The following is a 15,278-nucleotide window of genomic DNA, read 5'->3' as shown; positions in this document are numbered from 1 at the left end:
ACCCGAACCCGAACCCGAACCCGAACCCGAACCCGAACCCGAACCCGAACCCGAACCCGAACCCGAACCCGAACCCGAACCCGAACCCGAACCCGAACCGGCCCCGGAGCCAGAAGCGGAACAAGCAGAGGCCGAATCCGAGGCCGATCCCGTGGACGAGATGGACGAGGTTGCCGAGCCCGGCCAGAGCCCCGATGTGGAGGTGTCGGGCGAGGAGCGGGGCGCCGCCGATGCGGAGGCCGGTGAAAGCACTTCCGATGCTTCGGGTGGGGGCCGCCCGGGTGCCGAGAGGGACTACCTGGCAGAACTGCAGGCCTGGGTCGAACGCCACAAGAGGTATCCGCGGCGGGCGCAACGGCGGCGACTGGAAGGGACGGTCTCCGTCTGGCTGCACCTGGACCGTGACGGCAGCGTCATCGAATATCGGATCGAGGAGGGTTCCGGCAGCCGCATACTCGATCGCGCGGTCGAGGACATGGTCGAGCGCGCGGATCCGTTTCCTGCTCCGGATTCGATCGGGCGGGACGACTACGAACTCGTGGTGCCGGTGAGTTTTTCCGTTCGTTAGGAGGTCAGCGTATGAGCAAGAAGGCAATTGGCACGTTGATGGTGTTTTTTCTGATGCTGGTTCCCCCTGGCGTGGCCAGTGCCGGCGACCCAGCCGCGATCAGTGTGCAATTGAACAAGCTTGAGTCCGACGGGGCTGACTGTCGCGCGCACCTGGTGCTGGAAAACGGCCTGGAAGACGCGCTGGAGTCGCTCCAGCTGGACCTGGTCGTGTTCGACGGAGACGGCATCATACAGCGACGAACGGTGATCGAGATGGCCCCCTTGCGAGCGGGGAGTACCTCGGTCCGGGCGTTCCGGATGGCGGATACGGCGTGCGAGAGTGTGGGCCGCATCCTGGTTAACGATGTCGCTGCCTGCGAGGGTCCGGAAGGTGAAATGGAAGACTGTGCCGACCGGATCCGGACCGAGAGCCTGGCGGATGTGCCCCTGATCCGCTAATCGCCTGCTGCAGGTCGGCGACAGTTAATTCAGCCCGGAGGATTATGCGAACGGGGTTGCAAATCGTTCGCATTGCCGATATCATTTATCTCCATCGAAGGGAAGCCTTGCATCCAGGCGGAGTCGGGCGGGATAGTGAGGCGGGGCCCTGAACATTTCGGCCTCCACCAGACAACCCGTTGATCCGAAAACGATCAAGGACCTTTTTCAGGAGACTCGTGATGCAAGGTGATAAGGAAGTAATCCGTTACCTCAACCAGGCCCTCAAGGGCGAACTGACCGCGATCAACCAGTACTTTCTCCACTCCCGCATGTTCAAGGATTGGGGGCTGGAGAAGCTGGCCGCAGCCGAATACGAAGAATCGATCGACGAGATGAAACACGCGGACGAGCTGATCAACCGCATCCTGTTTCTCGATGGCCTGCCCAACCTGCAGGACCTGGGGATGCTAAGCATTGGTGAAAACACCCGCGAAATTCTCGAGGCGGACCTGGCACTCGAAAACGCCGGCGCGCCGGTCTATCGCGAGGCCATTGCCCACTGCGAGCAGGTGCGGGACTTCGTGACCCGGGACCTGCTGCAGAAGATCCTGGACAGCGAGGAAAGCCACATCGACTGGCTGGAGACTCAGTTGCAGCTCATTGATCGTATCGGTTTGCAGAACTACGAGCAGAGCCAGGCGAGCTCCGCGTCGTAACTGTTTCGAGTTCGGGCGCTCCCATGGGGGCGCCCGGGGAGACAAGCATGAGTTCCAGTGAAGGCGGCCGAATCCCGGCATCCACAGAATCTTTCCCGACGATCCCGGGGGTGCAGGACTGTCCTGTCGGTACTCCGCGGGAGATCGCTTCGAGTGATTTGTTGCGTGATGCCGACCGCCTCTTCATCCGCCACGAAGGGCAGTGCTACACGCTTCGGCTAACCTCCAGCAGGAAGCTGATCCTCACCAAGTAAAACAAGTATTCCATCGCCTGTGGTTGTACCACGGGTCCCGCCAGCCAGGGGAACCACTCCCTCAGCCAGCCCACAATCCATCACCGATCCGCGGCGCCCCGGCGTCCGTGGGGGTGTTGATGCTGGCCAAATCAAGGGAGAAAACAAATGGCGCGAAACCACTTGGCAAGCCGTCCACCTGCACAACCTCTCGACCATCCGCGCAGCTCCGGGGCGTGGAGACGACGTGCCGTCGTAATCGCGATTGCCGGGGCCGTGGGGATACCCTCACTCCACGCCGATGAGGCCACCCCGACAGCCGAGTCCGGAACCGAGGCCCGGCTCGCGCCGGTGCAGATCCTCGGAGACGTGACCGCGACGCAGCGGCTGCCCGGCTCGGCGGCCGTGGTCGGCCGCGAGCAGTTGGAAACCGAAGGGACCACGGACATCCATCAGGCACTCAAGACGGTGCCCGGCGTGTACGTAAAGGAGGAAGACGGGGCGGGTTTGCGCCCCAATATCGGGATCCGTGCCGCGCCTCCGGGACGCAGCAGCAAGGTGACGCTGATGGAGGATAACGTGCTGGTCGCCCCGGCACCGTATTCCAACCCGGCGGCCTACTATTTCCCGACCACGATGCGGGTCAACGAGATCGAGGTGCTAAAGGGGGCCCCGCTGTTGCGCCATGGGCCGCAGACGACCGGGGGCGTGGTCAACCTGGTGTCCACGCCCATCCCCCGGGAACGCGGAGGCTCCATCGAGACGGTGGTGAACGATCGGGGCGGCACCGACGTGCACGCGATGTTCGGGGATCGCTCCGGTGACTGGAGCTACATGGTCGAGACGGTCCAGCGCAACGGGGCCGGCTTCAAGGACATCGATCGCAGCAACCGCGATACCGGCTATGACATCCAGGACTATGTCGGCAAGCTGCGCTGGGATGGCGAGCGCCAGAGCGTCGAGACCAAGGTCCAGTACTCGGAGGAAACGTCCAACGAGACCTATCTCGGCCTGACCGACGCGGATTTCGCGCGTGACCCCAATCGGCGGTATGGCCTGTCCGAAATCGATCAGATGGACAACGATCACCTCGGTCTGAGTCTCACGCACGATATCGACTGGTCCGACCGCGTGCGCATGACCACCACATTGTACCGCAACGAATTCGCCCGAAACTGGTTCAAGCTGGGCGGGGGCGGCTCGTTCATTGACGACGCCAATCGGGGCGATGCAACGGCCCAGCGTATCCTTCGGGGCGAGCAGGACCGCAAGCGTCTGACCTACCGCAACAACAACCGCGAATATGTCTCCGAGGGCATCCAGACCGAACTGGGCATGGACTTCGGGGACCACTGGCTGCGTGCGGGTGCCCGCTATCACCAGGACGAGATGGACCGCTTCCAGCCGGACGACATCTACGATCAGGTGAACGGATCCCTGGTTTACCAGGAGACCATCCAGCCGGCGGGCAGCAACAACCGGCTCGAGGATGCGCAGGCCTGGAGCTTCTGGCTTGCCGACGAGTGGTACATCAGTGACCGGCTGACTGCGAACCTGCTGCTGCGCTACGAGGATGTCGAGACTTCGCGGACCCAGTATGCCGACACGCAGCGTAATGTCGTCGATTCGCGGCGTTCCAATTCGAGCAGTGTCTGGCTGCCGGGGGCGTCGCTCACCTACGACTTCACGGATCGCTGGCAATTGCTGGCGGGGGTTCATCGCGGGTTTGCTCCCCTGGGGGGCGGTGCGACCGAAGAACAGGATCCGGAAACCAGCACCAACTGGGAACTGGGCGCCCGGTATCAGGGTGAGAATGCGTTCGTCGAAGCAATTGGTTTCTACAGCGATTTCTCCGACTTCGTGCAGAACTGCTCGGTGGCGACGCCCTGCTCGGACGGCGCCACCTCCGGGACCTTCACGACAGGGGAGGCGGTCATCTCCGGACTGGAAATGCGGGCATCCACGGGGATGGATCTGGGATCCTTCCACGCGCCGCTGGAGGCCAGCTACACCTATACCAGCGCCGAAGCCAGCGCGGACAATCCGGCCTCGGGTCAGCAAGAAGGTGACCGGTTGCAGGGGATCCCGCGCCACCAGTTCAGCCTGCGAGGGGGCCTCGAACACGCGAGCGGCTGGAACAACTACGCTGTCGTGAAGTACATCGACGAAACCTGTACCAGTGATGGCTGTAACCGGACCGGGGGCGCATTCGATCGCACCGAGTCCCTGACCACGGTTGATCTGGTGAGCGAGTACCCACTGGGGAAGGACACCGACGTCTATGCCCGGGTGAGCAATGTGTTGGATGAGCAACAAATCATCTCCCGCTCCCCGGACGGTGCCCGGCCCAACGAACCGCGTACGTTCTCGGTGGGGTTGACGCACCGATTCTGAGTCGGTACCTGTCGGACGAGAGGCCGCACCCCATGGGTGCGGTCTGCTTGTATGGGTGCACCGAAAGCGGCAGCCCGTCACATTCTGGGTCGCAAGGTGCCGGCAGAACGGATCGTCTGTTGCATTCGCGGATCAAAGTGCCTGAGTGTCGCCGGCTCGGCAGGTAACTGTCGGGTACTGGGACTCATCGAGAAAGGATCATTACGGCAAAGGAGAACACCATGTGGAAAGCACGACTGACGATCCCGATGCTCGCCCTGATGATGGCACTGGGCAGTGCCACCCTCGCGGGTTGTGACAATCAGGGCCCGGCAGAAGAGGCCGGCGAGGACATCGACGAGGCCATGGAGGATGCCGGCGATTCGGTGGAGGATGCCGGCGACGAGATGGAAGACAGTTCCAGCGAGTGATTCACAGCCCTTCTGTACGCGAAAGCCCCGACACGCGCGGCGTGTCGGGGCTTTTTTGTCTCTGTACTGGTTCGGGTGTCAGCGGTCGCCATCACCCTCGGGCGCCGGGGAGCCGCCTTGTTCATCCATGCCGTCTTCCGTCGGCGGCTGTTCCTGCATGCCGTCTTCCGTTGGCGGCTGTTGCGCGTCGCCCTCGGGCGGCGGGGCGCTCTGCATGCCGCCTTCACCGCCTTCGGGTTGTTCCTGCATCTGTTGCTCCTCGAACTCATCCATGCCCACGTCGCCGTCGGAGCAGCCCATCAGGAAGACGAAGGGTGCGATGGCCATGGCGGCCAGGATCTTGGTGGAATGCTTCATGGAAACTCCTGTCCTTTTGGGTACCTGTGAACGTTAAAGATCGCGTTCCTGCCACATGACATCACGCCTCCCCTCCGTGTTTCCGGAAATTCGTCACAAAATCAGACCTCATCAGCCACTCGTGGCGCTCGTCACGGATCCCCGTGCGGTTTGTCGACGCCCCGGCGACCGGCCGCTAAAGTAGACACCAGACAATTCCGGATCGTAGTGATGGCACAACCCTCCCAGCCCCAAGTCCTTCTCGATCGGGCCCGCACCGCCTGGGCGCGCGGCGAACATCACGCCGCGATGGCCCTCTGGCGCGAGGGAGCCGAGGCCGGTGAACCCCAGTGCGCCTTCAATCTCGGTGTGCTGCTGGACGAGGGGCGGTACCTGCCGCGGGATCCGGTCGAGGCTGCCGGGTGGTACCAGCGTTCGGCCGAGGCCGGTTTTCCGGACGCGGCCTTCAATCTGGCGGTCCTGTTCGAGCAGGGGGACGGGCTGGAAGCCAACCCCAACGAAGCGGCGCGGTGGTTTCACATCGCCGCCGAGCGCGGAAATGCCCAGGCGATGTTCAATCTGGGTCTCAAGTACGACGAGGGCCGGGGTCTGCCGCAGGATGCGGAACAGGCGGCCCAGTGGTACCTGCTGGCGGCCGAGGCCGGTGAAGGTCGCGGCGCCGCCAATCTCGCGCGCCTGTTCGCCATGGGCGAGGGGGTGGAGCGTTCCGACGTGTCGTCGTTCAAGTGGTACGCCATTGCCGCCGAGATGGGGATTGCCAGTGCGGCCCGCTACCGCGAGCGGGTGGCCCGCGAGTTGACACCCGAGCAGCGCCTGCATGCCGGCGACCGCGCACAGGAATGGTTGCAGGGCCAGTCGCGGGAGCGGCAGGGCAGCAGCCTGCAGTAAACGGTCCGGGCAGGCATTCAGGAGAGGGGGTGCGAACCGCGGGCGGAGCCGCTTGGTGACAGGCCGGGTGGAGGGCGGTTCGGGTTCGTGCTTGATCAAATCACCACGTTGAGCTCGCGCCGCGGTTCCTCGGCCGGTCCGGCCAGGCTGACCGCGAGCTCCACGCGGCGGCGCAGGGCCTCGACCCCGCCGCCGCCCAGCGGGCCGCCGTCGGGCGGGGCGGCCTCGCTGGTTTCGTTACCACTGCGGAAGGCCTCGATCTGGGCTGCCACGCGGGCGCGCGAGGCCATTTCCTGTTCCGAGCGTGGCGGGAAGGCCAGGCCCTGATCCTGCTCGGCATCGCCGCGGCGATTCTCGTCCTGCTCCGAGCGATCCTCGATCGGCCGGCGGGCCTCGCCGGCCTCGGGGTCGTTCAACGGGCGATCGAAATCGGCCGGCGTGGAGAGTTGTCCCAGACCCAGCCGGTCACTGCCGGTCGGGCGTGTGCCGACCGGTACCGCAGCGGAGGGGTTGGTGACCGGGACTTCCATCGCGTGACTCGGCGAGCCTCCTGATCGTTCGGTGTATCCAAGTTTCCCGGAATTCCGGGGTCAGGCACGTACGTCCAGCAGCGAGCCAATCATCCGGTCTTCGGCCTGCAGGGTCTTCACCGATGCCTCGACCTGGTCCTGGCTGGCAATCATTCCGACGTGGGCGCCCATGCTCTCGCGGCTGCCGGCATTCTCGGTGGCCACCGTGTGCGCCTGCTGGCGCATGCTGGTGGTGCCGGTCTGGATGCCCGCGAGGGAGGCGCTTGCGTCGATCATGGTTTCGAGCCTGTTGTGCTTACGGTTGTAACAGTATGACCCGATTATAGATCAATTAGTTGCACTTCACCCCCCCCCCGGCGGGTCGGGATGAGTCAGCGGGTGTCGAGGAGGGTCTGCAGACGGGCTTGTACGACCTTGCGCGCGCCCGCCTGGCGGGACTGCCATTCCGAGAGGCGTTCACGCCGAGCCTGGGGGTCGATCCCTTCCGCGAGATGCGCGAGGACTGCGTCGGCCACCTCCTCGGGGTCCTCGCCACGGCCGACCAGGCCGGTGTGTTCCGCGGCCATGCGCAGGCGGGTGGCGGCATCCGGGTGGCGTTCGTTTTCTGCCGGGCCGCAGATCACCGCGCTACCGCAGGCCAAGGGCAGGCCCAGGTCCGGGGGTGTCTCGCTGGCGGCCAGGGTGCCACCCGGCAGGGTTACGTGGGCGCAGGTATAGGCCGCGTGCAGGGTCTCCGGGTCCTCGATGTAGTAGACCCGGTTCTTGCGCGGCACGAAGGAGGTCATGAAGCGGTTGTGGCGGATGATCGGCAGCGAGTACTTGATCGCGTCGCGATAGACTGGCTCGTGGCGTGCCGGGTCGGCCGGTGCCAGCAGCAGGATGGCGGCGCTCTTGCGCAGCACCGCGAACAGCACGGCGAAGGCGAAGGCCTCCTCGCCCGGGCCGGTGTTGGGCGCGAGCAGGATCGGGTGACCCTTCTCGTGGTACTCGCGGAAGCGTTCGCAGAACCCGCCGTCTCCGGACGGGGCCGGGGGTAGCTCTACGGCCCCGGCGATTGGGTCGCCGATCACCTCGGCGTGGTCATGGACGCCCTCGCGCGCGGTGAACCGTGCGCTCCATTGCGTGCGGGCCGCGCCGCCGCCCTCGGCATTGACCCAGATACGGGGCACCGTGAGCGTGTCAAGGGCTGGGCCCAGGTCGTCGTCGCCGGCATGCAGAGGGCCAATGACCACGACAGCTCGGGGTTGCAGGCGCCCCAGGCGTGTGGCGGCCAGCTCGGGGTGCATGGCCAGCGCCGGGACGCCATCCATCAGTCCCTGAGCCTCGCGATCCTGGCGGCAGTCGCTGACGCCCAGTGCGATGGGCCCGTTTCCGCCGGCGAGTTCGTGCAGCCAGTCGTCTGCGGCCTCGAGGGTGGCCCGCGGGCCCAGGATCAGGATCCGCCGGCTGCTTTCCCCGGGGGCAGAACGGGCGGTGATCCAGGCAGACAAACGTGCGAACATGGCGGGTTGTTATCCGGTGGTCGGGCGAGCGGCGCATTATACGAGGCTGTGCGCAGTGCCCGCCACGGGCGGACCTTACGTTGTCTCGAGGGGAATCGCGCCATGCGCACACGCTGGATCATCGGGCTGATAGTGATGGGGGTCATCGTGGCCCTGGCCATGTGGGTCTATTCGAACCCGGGCGGGATGCGCAGCCAGCAATTTTCCGATCTGCCCTGGCAGATCGAGGTCGAGGATCGCCAGCGCACCCGGGTGCTGGGCGTCGTGCTGGGCGAGACCACCATGGCCGACCTGATGCACCGCCTGCCGGTGCCGGACATCCGTCTGTTCGTGGATGCCGACGGCTCGCGCGCGCTGGAGGCCTATTACGTGAACGCGCGCATGCCGCCATTCGAGGCCAACCTCATCCTGCGCCCGGATCTGGACGAGGCCGCGCTTGACCGGATCGAGTCGGAGACCACGTCCGAGCGTCCGATGCCCAGCGGGGCCCGGCGCTACGGGCTGAGCGACGACGCGCTGACCTCGCTGGGCAACGTGCCGATCGTCGAGATGAGCTATATCCCGCGTGCGCGCTGGACCGAGGACCTGATCACCGAGCGTTTCGGCGAGCCGCGCGAGCGGATGCGTATCGACTCCGATCACAGCTACTGGCTCTACCCCGAGGACGGGCTCGCAATCCTCGTGCCGCGCCGTGGTCGCGTCCTGATGCATTATGTCACCCAGAACCGCTGGGAGCAGACCGTGGAGCGTCTGCGCGACGAGGGTCGTCGTCGCCTGGGTGAGGATCACGGGGATTATGAGTGAGGCAAACACTTCGGATGACCGCCCGTTCTGGGAGCGCCCACTCGAGACGCTGACCCACGCGGAATGGGAGGCTCTGTGCGACGGTTGCGGTCGTTGCTGCCTGCAGAAGCTGGAAGACGAGGACTCGGGGGAGCTGGCCTTTACCTGGCTGGCCTGCGATCTGCTCGATTGCGAGACCGGCCACTGCTCGGATTATGCGAACCGCCGCGACTTCGTGCCGGACTGTATCCAGCTGACCCGGCAGGATTTGCCGCATTACCACTGGTTGCCGCCTACTTGTGCCTATCGCCTGCGCTTCGAGGGCCATCCGCTGCCGACCTGGCATCCGCTTCTGAGCGGTGACCCGGAAACGGTCCGCCGTGCCCGCGTGTCGGTGGCCGGGCGCGTCATCCGCGAGCAGGACGCGCCGGACCTGCCGCTGATCGACTATGTCGTGGACTGGCCCGGCGAGGTGCCCGAGTCCGCTCGCCTGTGGCGGCCGGTGGTCCGCCTGCCGCGGAGGTAGCCATGCCGGCGGTGGTAGACCTGTTCGTGTACGGGACGCTCAAGCGGGGGTTTGCCAACCACCGTGCGTTGTGCAGGCGCGCCATCAAGATCCGCGCCGCATCGATCGCCGGAGCGATCTTTGATCTGCCCGTGGGCTATCCGGCCGTGCAGATCCCGGGCGAAAGCATCCTGCTGGAGGCAGGCGCCGACCCCGTGCGCGATGCGGGACGCCAGAGGCTCGTTCGCAAACCCGAGCCACCCGGACCGGCCCGCGAACAGGTCCATGGAGAATGGATCCGCCTCCCGAACCCCGCGCGGACCCTGCCGGCGCTGGATGCGCTGGAGGGCGTGCGCGCGGACGGCCGCGGCGAGTACCGCCGCGCGCTCGTGCCTGCCTGGACCGAAGAGGGTCCCCGGGCGCTCTGGGTGTACTGGATGCTGGGGCGTCCGCCCGGAGCCTGCCAGCTGCCGGAAGGGCGCTGGCCGGATCGGACCTGACCCGCACGGCAACCTGTCGTGCTCCCGGACCGTGGGCGCTACGGTTGCCAAATGCAGGCTGCGACTCACTTGGGTCATCGCAGCCTGCGACTCCGTCCGCTGGGTCGCGCAGCCCCTCGCTAGCCGGCGGACGCGAGGAGTTCCCGGGCGTGGGTACGGGTGGTCTCGGTGAGCTGGGTCCCGCCAATCAGGCGGGCCAGGGCCTCCACGCGGCGTTCGTCGTCCAGCGGCTGGATCGCGGTGCGGGTGCCGTCCTCGGCGTGCGACTTCTGCACCTCCATCTGCTGGTGTGCCTGGGCGGCGACTTGGGCCAGGTGGGTCACGCACAGGACCTGATGGCGCTCGCCCAGGGTGCGCAGTTTGCGTCCGACGACCTCGGCGACTGCGCCGCTGATACCGCTGTCGACCTCGTCGAAGATCAGCGTGGGCACGGTCTGCTGCTCGCTGGCCAGCACCTGCAGCGCGAGCCCGATGCGCGAGAGCTCGCCCCCGGAGGCGACCTTGGCCATGGGCTGTGGTGCGGACCCGGGGTTCGCGGCTACTCGGAATTCGATGTGGTCCACGCCGTGGGCCTGCGGCTTGTCGGCCGGCTCGACGCTGATCTCGAAGTGGCCGCCGGCCATGCCCAGTTCCTGCATGGTGTCGGTGACCGCCTGCCCGATGTGTTCTGCCGTCTGCCGGCGGGCCCGGGTAAGCGCGGCGGCGGCGGCATCGAACGCCGTGCGGGTCTCCTGCTCGCTTGTCTCCAGGGCCTCGACCGTCTGGTCGCCGTTCTCCAGGGCGTCCAGCTCCGTTTGCAGTTCGTCGTACAGCCCGGGCAGGGCCTCGGCTTCGATCCGATGCTTGCGCGCCAGGCGCAGGTATTCGCCGACGCGGGTGTCCAGTTCGGCGAGGCGCTCCGGGTCCAGCTCGATGCCATCGGCCAGACGGCGCAGGGTGTCGCCGGCCTCGTCGATCTGGATGCGCGCGGATTCCAGCAGCTCGAGTGCCGGGTTGACCCGTTCGTCGTGCTGCGCGGCGTCCTGCAGGGCGTGCAGGACCTGGCCCAGCTGCGCGTCCAGCCCGCTGTCGTCCTCGATCTGCTGGCTGGCGGTTTGCAGCGCGGTGAGTACCTCGGTGCCGTGGGCCAGCTGGTTCTGTTCGGTCAGCAGCTGCGGATATTCGTCCGCGACCGGCGCCAGTTCGGCCAGCTCGCCGGTCTGGAAGCGCAGCAGGTCCAGGCGGTCGGAGGTGTCGGCCTGGGCCGCGCGGGCCTGTTCCAGGGCGCGGGCTGCCTCGCGCCAGGCGCGGTAGGCCGCGCGGACATCGGCAACCGGGTGGCCGTCGAGAAAGCCGTCCAGCCAGTGGCGCTGGGTGTCGCGCTGCAGCAGTTGCTGGTGCGCGTGCTGGCCGTGGATGTCCACCAGCCACTCGCCCAGAGTGCGCAGCTGACCGACCGCGACCGGGCGGCCGTTGATCCAGGCGCGGCTTTTGCCCTGGCGGGTCAGTACGCGGCGCAGCAGCACGTGATCGTCGTCATCTTCACCCAGCTCCTGTTCGGCCAGCCAGTGGGCGGCCGGACCGTGTTCCGGCAGGGCGAATTCGGCGGACAGATCGGCCTGCTCGGCGCCCTCGCGCACCATGCCGGCGTCGGCGCGGTCGCCCAGCAGCTGGCCGATCACGTCGATCAGGATGGACTTGCCGGCACCGGTCTCGCCGGTCAGGGCGCTCAGGCCCGTGTCCAGCTCCAGTTCCAGCCGGTCGATGATCGCGAAGTCGCGGATGCTGATCAGTCGCAGCATGGCAGGATCAGGGCTGCTCGCCCCAGCGGAGCTTGGTACGGAGCACGCGCAGGAAGTGGTGTTCGCGGGGATGGATCAGGGTCAGGGCCTGTTCGCGGCGGTGGATGCGCAGCAGGTCGCCAGGGGCGAAGTCTACGTTCTCCTGGCCGTCCAGAGCGATCTGGGCCGGCGAGCGGCTGCCGCTGGACAGGCGGATCTCCACCGTCGAGCGGCCGCTTACCACCAGCGGGCGGTGGTTCAGGCTGTGCGGGCAGACGGGCACCATCACCATGGCGTCCAGCTGCGGGGTCAGGATTGGCCCGCCGGCGGACAGTGCGTAGGCGGTGGAACCGGTGGGGGTCGCGACGACCAGCCCGTCGGCGCGCAGACGTCCGACATCCATTCCGTCGATCGCGGTGTCGAACTCGATGATGCGCACCACGCTCAGCACGTGCACGACCACGTCGTTCAGGGCGATGCCGCGATGGATGGTGACGCCGTCGCGGATCAGCTCCGCCTCCAGCATGGCTCGTGGTTCACGCTCGAAGGCCCCGTCCAGGACCTCGCCCAGTTCCTCCGGGGCGGTATCCGGCGAAACATCCACCAGAAAGCCGAGGCGGCCCAGGTTGATGCCGAGCAGGGGTGTGTCGGCATCGGCCACCTCGCGTGCCGTGGCCAGCAGGGTCCCGTCGCCGCCGATAACGACCAGCAGGTCGACCTCGCGCGCCAGCTCGTTCAGTGCCAGGAGTCCGACACCGTCGGGACGCTCGTAGCCGTCGATCTCCTGTTCCATGAAGACCTGGCGCCCGCGTTCCTGGAGCAGACCGATGAGCGTCGCGACCAGCGGGGCGGTGCGCGAGTCGCTGGTCTTGCCGACCAGCCCGACCTTGTTGAAGTCTGGCATCATGCCGGCATTATCCGGAAAAGGGACCGCGACTGCACCCGGGGTTTCCAGGGAAACACTGATGAATGTATGCGTTCGCGTTGGTGCCTCATGTTTTCCGAGATCAGGCGCGGTGCGCAGCCGGTAGTGGTTCTACCGGCAAGGGCCGCAACGCAGGATCGGGGAACATGAGGCGCCAACCCCGAAGGGGCTCGGCTGCTTTTGCGCGCGCACGGCGTTGCGGTTCCCTTGTGCAGAGTGAATGCACGGCGGTCGCCGCGCCTTGTTCGCACGCAAAAGCGACTCGAGCGCGAACGCATACATTCATCAGTGTTTCCCTTGACCCGGCCCCGGCACCATCCAAGACTGGTACCTTCTGGCACTCGACCGAGTGGAGCGCTGACGCCCGATGGAAAACGCTTTCACCAATCTGGACGCCAGGGCCCGTACCCTGCTGCGGACCCTGATCGAGAGCTATATCCGGGACGGCCAGCCCGTCGGTTCGCGCACCCTGGCCCGGACCTCGGGGCTCAGCGTGAGTGCCGCCACCGTGCGCAACGTGATGGCGGATCTCGAGGACATGGGCCTGATCCATTCGCCGCATACCTCGGCCGGGCGCATCCCGACCCCCGCCGGGTACCGGCTGTTCGTCGACAGCCTGCTGGAGGTGCGCAACCCCTCGCCGGAGGAGATCCGCGCTATCCAGTCGGGGTTCGACCCGAACGCCAGTACCCAGGACCTGATGGATACCACCAGCAACCTGCTGTCGCGCGTCACGCGCATGGCCGGGATGGTGCGCCTGCCACGCCACCGCAATGTGGCGCTGAGCCAGATCGAGTTCCTGCGCCTGGGCGAGGGCCGCATCCTCGCGATCCTGGTGATCGACGGCAAGGAGGTACAAAACCGCGTGCTGGAACTGGAGCGCGACTTCGGCCAGGACGAGCTGCAACGCATGGCGAACTACCTCAATGCGCACCTGGCCGGAAAGAGCCTGCATGCGGTGCGCGCCGAGCTGCTGCGCGAGATGCGCGAAGTGCGCGACGACCTGGACGCGATGATGCTGGCCGCGATCGACCTGGGCGAGCAGGCGGTCGGCGACGAGGACCCGGACGATGTGGTCGTGGCCGGCCAGACCCACCTGCTCGGCTACGAAGAGCTGGCGGACATGGAACGCCTGCGCCAGCTTCTGGAGGCGTTCAACGAGAAGCAGGAGATCCTGGGCATCCTCGACCAGTGCATCCGCAGCGACCGGGTCCAGATCTTCATTGGTCGCGAGTCCGGGCTGGACTGGTTCGAGAATTGCTCGGTGGTGACCGCTCCCTACAGCGTCGACGGCGAGGTGGTGGGCGTGCTCGGGGTGATCGGCCCCACGCGCATGTCCTATGAGCGTGTCATCCCGATCGTGGACGTGACCGCGCGCCTGCTGGGCTCGGCACTGGGCGATCACCCGGCGAACGACCCGAAATAATCGCGGGCGGCGCGCGAAAGTCGCAGCGCCGGTCGCGCCGCCCTTGAAACCCGGGCGGGTGCCCCCACTCTCCACGTAGTCAAACCGAATTCACCCTGCCGGCCGGTTGGCGACCCGGCGGGCGGTTTCATTTTTCATTCGATTCGCGAGGCCGACATGTCCGAACAGCGGGAACCACAGGAACAACCGGAAGAACTCGAGACCCGGAACGAGGAGGCCGGCGAGACTGCCGACGCGGGGAACGCGGGAGCGGACGCCACGGAAGACCGGTTGCAGGAGCTCGAGGCCCTGGCCGAGGAACGCCGCGATCAGGTCCTGCGCGCCCAGGCGGAACTGGAGAACCAGCGCCGGCGTTTTGAACGCGAGCTGGAAAACGCCCACAAGTACGCGATGGAGAAATTTGCCTCCGAGATGCTCGAGGTCAGCGACTCGCTGGAGATGGGCCTGAAGGCCGCGCGCGAGACCCAGGACGTCGAGCGCATCATCGAGGGTGCCGAATTGACCCTCAAGAACCTGAACAAGGTCTTCGAGAAATTCGGCATTCAGGCCGAGGACCCGACCGGACAGCGTTTCGATCCGGAGCGCCATCAGGCGATGTCCATGCAGGAGGACCCGGAGAATCCGCCGAACACCGTGGTGGCCACCATGCAGAAGGGATTCCTGCTGCAGGGACGTGTGTTGCGCCCGGCCATGGTCGTGGTCTCCAGGGCGCCGACCTCCCCGAACATCGACGAGAGCGTCTGACGCGGCTCGTCCGGGCCGGTTTTCGGGCCGGCGGACGCCGCGGCCCTTGAAAAGCCGGACCGGGGCCCCAGATTCCCGTACACGTTGGCAGAGAACGAAGCTCTGCAGCACCACTTTTTTGCATCAGGAGATTTCAATCATGGGCAAGATTATCGGTATCGACCTCGGGACCACCAACTCCTGCGTCGCCGTAATGGAAGGCGACCAGGCCAAGGTCATCGAGAACGCGGAAGGCACCCGTACCACCCCGTCCATCGTCGCGTTCAGTGACGACGGCGAAGTGCTGGTCGGTCAGTCCGCGAAGCGCCAGGCGGTTACCAACCCGCAGAACACCGTGTTCGCGGCCAAGCGACTGATCGGTCGCAAGTTCGACGAAGGCGAGGTCCAGAAGGACATCAAGCTCGTCTCGTACAACATCGTGAAGGCCGACAACGGCGACGCGTGGATCGAGGTGCAGGGCAAGAAGATGGCCCCCCCGGAGATCTCGGCGCGCGTGCTGCAGAAGATGAAGAAGACCGCCGAGGACTACCTCGGGGAAGAGGTCACGGAGGCGGTGATCACCGTCCCGGCCTACTTCAATGACTCCCAGCGCCAGGCGACCAAGGATGCCGGCAA

The 15,278-nt window shown here is 66.2% G+C and carries 19 protein-coding genes; 13 read left to right on the top strand and 6 right to left on the bottom strand.

The features are described 5' to 3' along the window. The 6 genes from ACESLR_RS10030 to ACESLR_RS10005 form a co-directional block, all read left to right on the top strand. The coding region (locus ACESLR_RS10030; protein WP_373025544.1) for an energy transducer TonB at positions 1–568 on the top strand (568 nt) is incomplete at its 5' end. Positions 569–606: 38 nt separating this feature from the next. Beyond that, complete coding sequence (locus tag ACESLR_RS10025; RefSeq protein ID WP_373025564.1) at positions 607–1,008, top strand: Tat pathway signal sequence domain protein; 402 nt, start codon at positions 607–609, stop codon at positions 1,006–1,008. 221 nt (positions 1,009–1,229) lie between these two features. Further along, the gene (gene bfr / locus ACESLR_RS10020; RefSeq protein ID WP_373025545.1) at positions 1,230–1,706 is read left to right on the top strand and encodes a bacterioferritin; all 477 of its coding nucleotides are present in this window, start codon (positions 1,230–1,232) and stop codon (positions 1,704–1,706) included. A gap of 47 nt (positions 1,707–1,753) precedes the next feature. Then, a complete protein-coding gene (locus ACESLR_RS10015; protein ID WP_373025546.1) occupies positions 1,754–1,960 on the top strand; it encodes a hemin uptake protein HemP in 207 nt (68 codons plus the stop codon). Positions 1,961–2,215: 255 nt separating this feature from the next. Continuing rightward, on the top strand, positions 2,216–4,333 hold the full coding sequence (locus ACESLR_RS10010; protein WP_373025547.1) for a TonB-dependent receptor family protein: 2,118 nt from the start codon (positions 2,216–2,218) through the stop codon (positions 4,331–4,333). 221 nt (positions 4,334–4,554) lie between these two features. Further along, entirely contained in the window at positions 4,555–4,743 is a 189-nt protein-coding gene (locus ACESLR_RS10005; RefSeq protein ID WP_373025548.1) for a hypothetical protein, read from the top strand. 78 nt (positions 4,744–4,821) lie between these two features. Here the strand turns inward: ACESLR_RS10005 and ACESLR_RS10000 are convergent, their stop codons facing one another. Beyond that, positions 4,822–5,100, bottom strand: a complete 279-nt coding sequence (locus tag ACESLR_RS10000) for a hypothetical protein (RefSeq protein WP_373025549.1) — start codon at positions 5,098–5,100, stop codon at positions 4,822–4,824. Between the two features lie 210 nt (positions 5,101–5,310). On the opposite strand from ACESLR_RS10000, the gene ACESLR_RS09995 reads away from it, so the two are divergent. Next, positions 5,311–5,988 carry a tetratricopeptide repeat protein gene (locus tag ACESLR_RS09995; protein ID WP_373025550.1) on the top strand — a complete coding sequence of 226 codons (678 nt, stop codon included), beginning with the start codon at positions 5,311–5,313 and terminating at the stop codon, positions 5,986–5,988. A 95-nt stretch (positions 5,989–6,083) separates the two neighbouring features. On the opposite strand, the gene ACESLR_RS09990 is transcribed toward ACESLR_RS09995, so the two are convergent. From ACESLR_RS09990 to ACESLR_RS09980, 3 genes are all read right to left on the bottom strand, one after another. Next, positions 6,084–6,518: a hypothetical protein gene (locus ACESLR_RS09990; RefSeq protein ID WP_373025551.1), complete on the bottom strand. Its 435-nt coding sequence runs from the start codon at positions 6,516–6,518 to the stop codon at positions 6,084–6,086. 60 nt (positions 6,519–6,578) lie between these two features. After that, the gene (locus tag ACESLR_RS09985; protein WP_373025552.1) at positions 6,579–6,794 is read right to left on the bottom strand and encodes a hypothetical protein; all 216 of its coding nucleotides are present in this window, start codon (positions 6,792–6,794) and stop codon (positions 6,579–6,581) included. 95 nt (positions 6,795–6,889) lie between these two features. Then, on the bottom strand, positions 6,890–8,020 hold the full coding sequence (locus tag ACESLR_RS09980; protein WP_373025553.1) for a hypothetical protein: 1,131 nt from the start codon (positions 8,018–8,020) through the stop codon (positions 6,890–6,892). A 102-nt stretch (positions 8,021–8,122) separates the two neighbouring features. Between ACESLR_RS09980 and ACESLR_RS09975 the strand changes: the two genes are divergently transcribed. Genes ACESLR_RS09975 through ACESLR_RS09965 form a run of 3 tightly spaced genes read left to right on the top strand, consistent with a single transcriptional unit; the run spans position 8,123 to position 9,808 of the window. Then, entirely contained in the window at positions 8,123–8,824 is a 702-nt protein-coding gene (locus ACESLR_RS09975; RefSeq protein WP_373025554.1) for a hypothetical protein, read from the top strand. After that, the gene (locus ACESLR_RS09970; protein WP_373025555.1) at positions 8,817–9,329 is read left to right on the top strand and encodes a YcgN family cysteine cluster protein; all 513 of its coding nucleotides are present in this window, start codon (positions 8,817–8,819) and stop codon (positions 9,327–9,329) included. The genes ACESLR_RS09975 and ACESLR_RS09970 overlap by 8 nt, the downstream gene beginning before the upstream one ends. Positions 9,330–9,331: 2 nt before the next feature. Beyond that, positions 9,332–9,808: a gamma-glutamylcyclotransferase gene (locus ACESLR_RS09965; RefSeq protein ID WP_373025556.1), complete on the top strand. Its 477-nt coding sequence runs from the start codon at positions 9,332–9,334 to the stop codon at positions 9,806–9,808. Positions 9,809–9,927: 119 nt separating this feature from the next. Here the strand turns inward: ACESLR_RS09965 and recN are convergent, their stop codons facing one another. After that, positions 9,928–11,589, bottom strand: coding sequence for a DNA repair protein RecN (recN, locus tag ACESLR_RS09960; RefSeq protein ID WP_373025557.1), 1,662 nt, complete (start codon positions 11,587–11,589; stop codon positions 9,928–9,930). 7 nt (positions 11,590–11,596) lie between these two features. After that, positions 11,597–12,475, bottom strand: a complete 879-nt coding sequence (locus tag ACESLR_RS09955) for an NAD(+) kinase (RefSeq protein WP_373025558.1) — start codon at positions 12,473–12,475, stop codon at positions 11,597–11,599. 385 nt (positions 12,476–12,860) lie between these two features. On the opposite strand from ACESLR_RS09955, the gene hrcA reads away from it, so the two are divergent. The 3 genes from hrcA to ACESLR_RS09940 form a co-directional block, all read left to right on the top strand. Continuing rightward, on the top strand, positions 12,861–13,919 hold the full coding sequence (gene hrcA / locus ACESLR_RS09950) for a heat-inducible transcriptional repressor HrcA (RefSeq protein WP_373025559.1): 1,059 nt from the start codon (positions 12,861–12,863) through the stop codon (positions 13,917–13,919). 156 nt (positions 13,920–14,075) lie between these two features. After that, positions 14,076–14,663 (top strand): nucleotide exchange factor GrpE, encoded by a 588-nt coding sequence (grpE, locus tag ACESLR_RS09945; RefSeq protein ID WP_373025560.1) that lies wholly within the window; start codon positions 14,076–14,078, stop codon positions 14,661–14,663. Between the two features lie 139 nt (positions 14,664–14,802). Then, positions 14,803–15,278: Hsp70 family protein (locus tag ACESLR_RS09940; RefSeq protein WP_373067157.1), on the top strand; the 476-nt coding region annotated here is incomplete at its 3' end.

This window comes from Thioalkalivibrio sp. (assembly GCF_041685615.1).
GTDB lineage: Bacteria > Pseudomonadota > Gammaproteobacteria > Ectothiorhodospirales > Ectothiorhodospiraceae > Thioalkalivibrio.
This window is presented reverse-complemented; position numbering and strand designations above follow the sequence as displayed.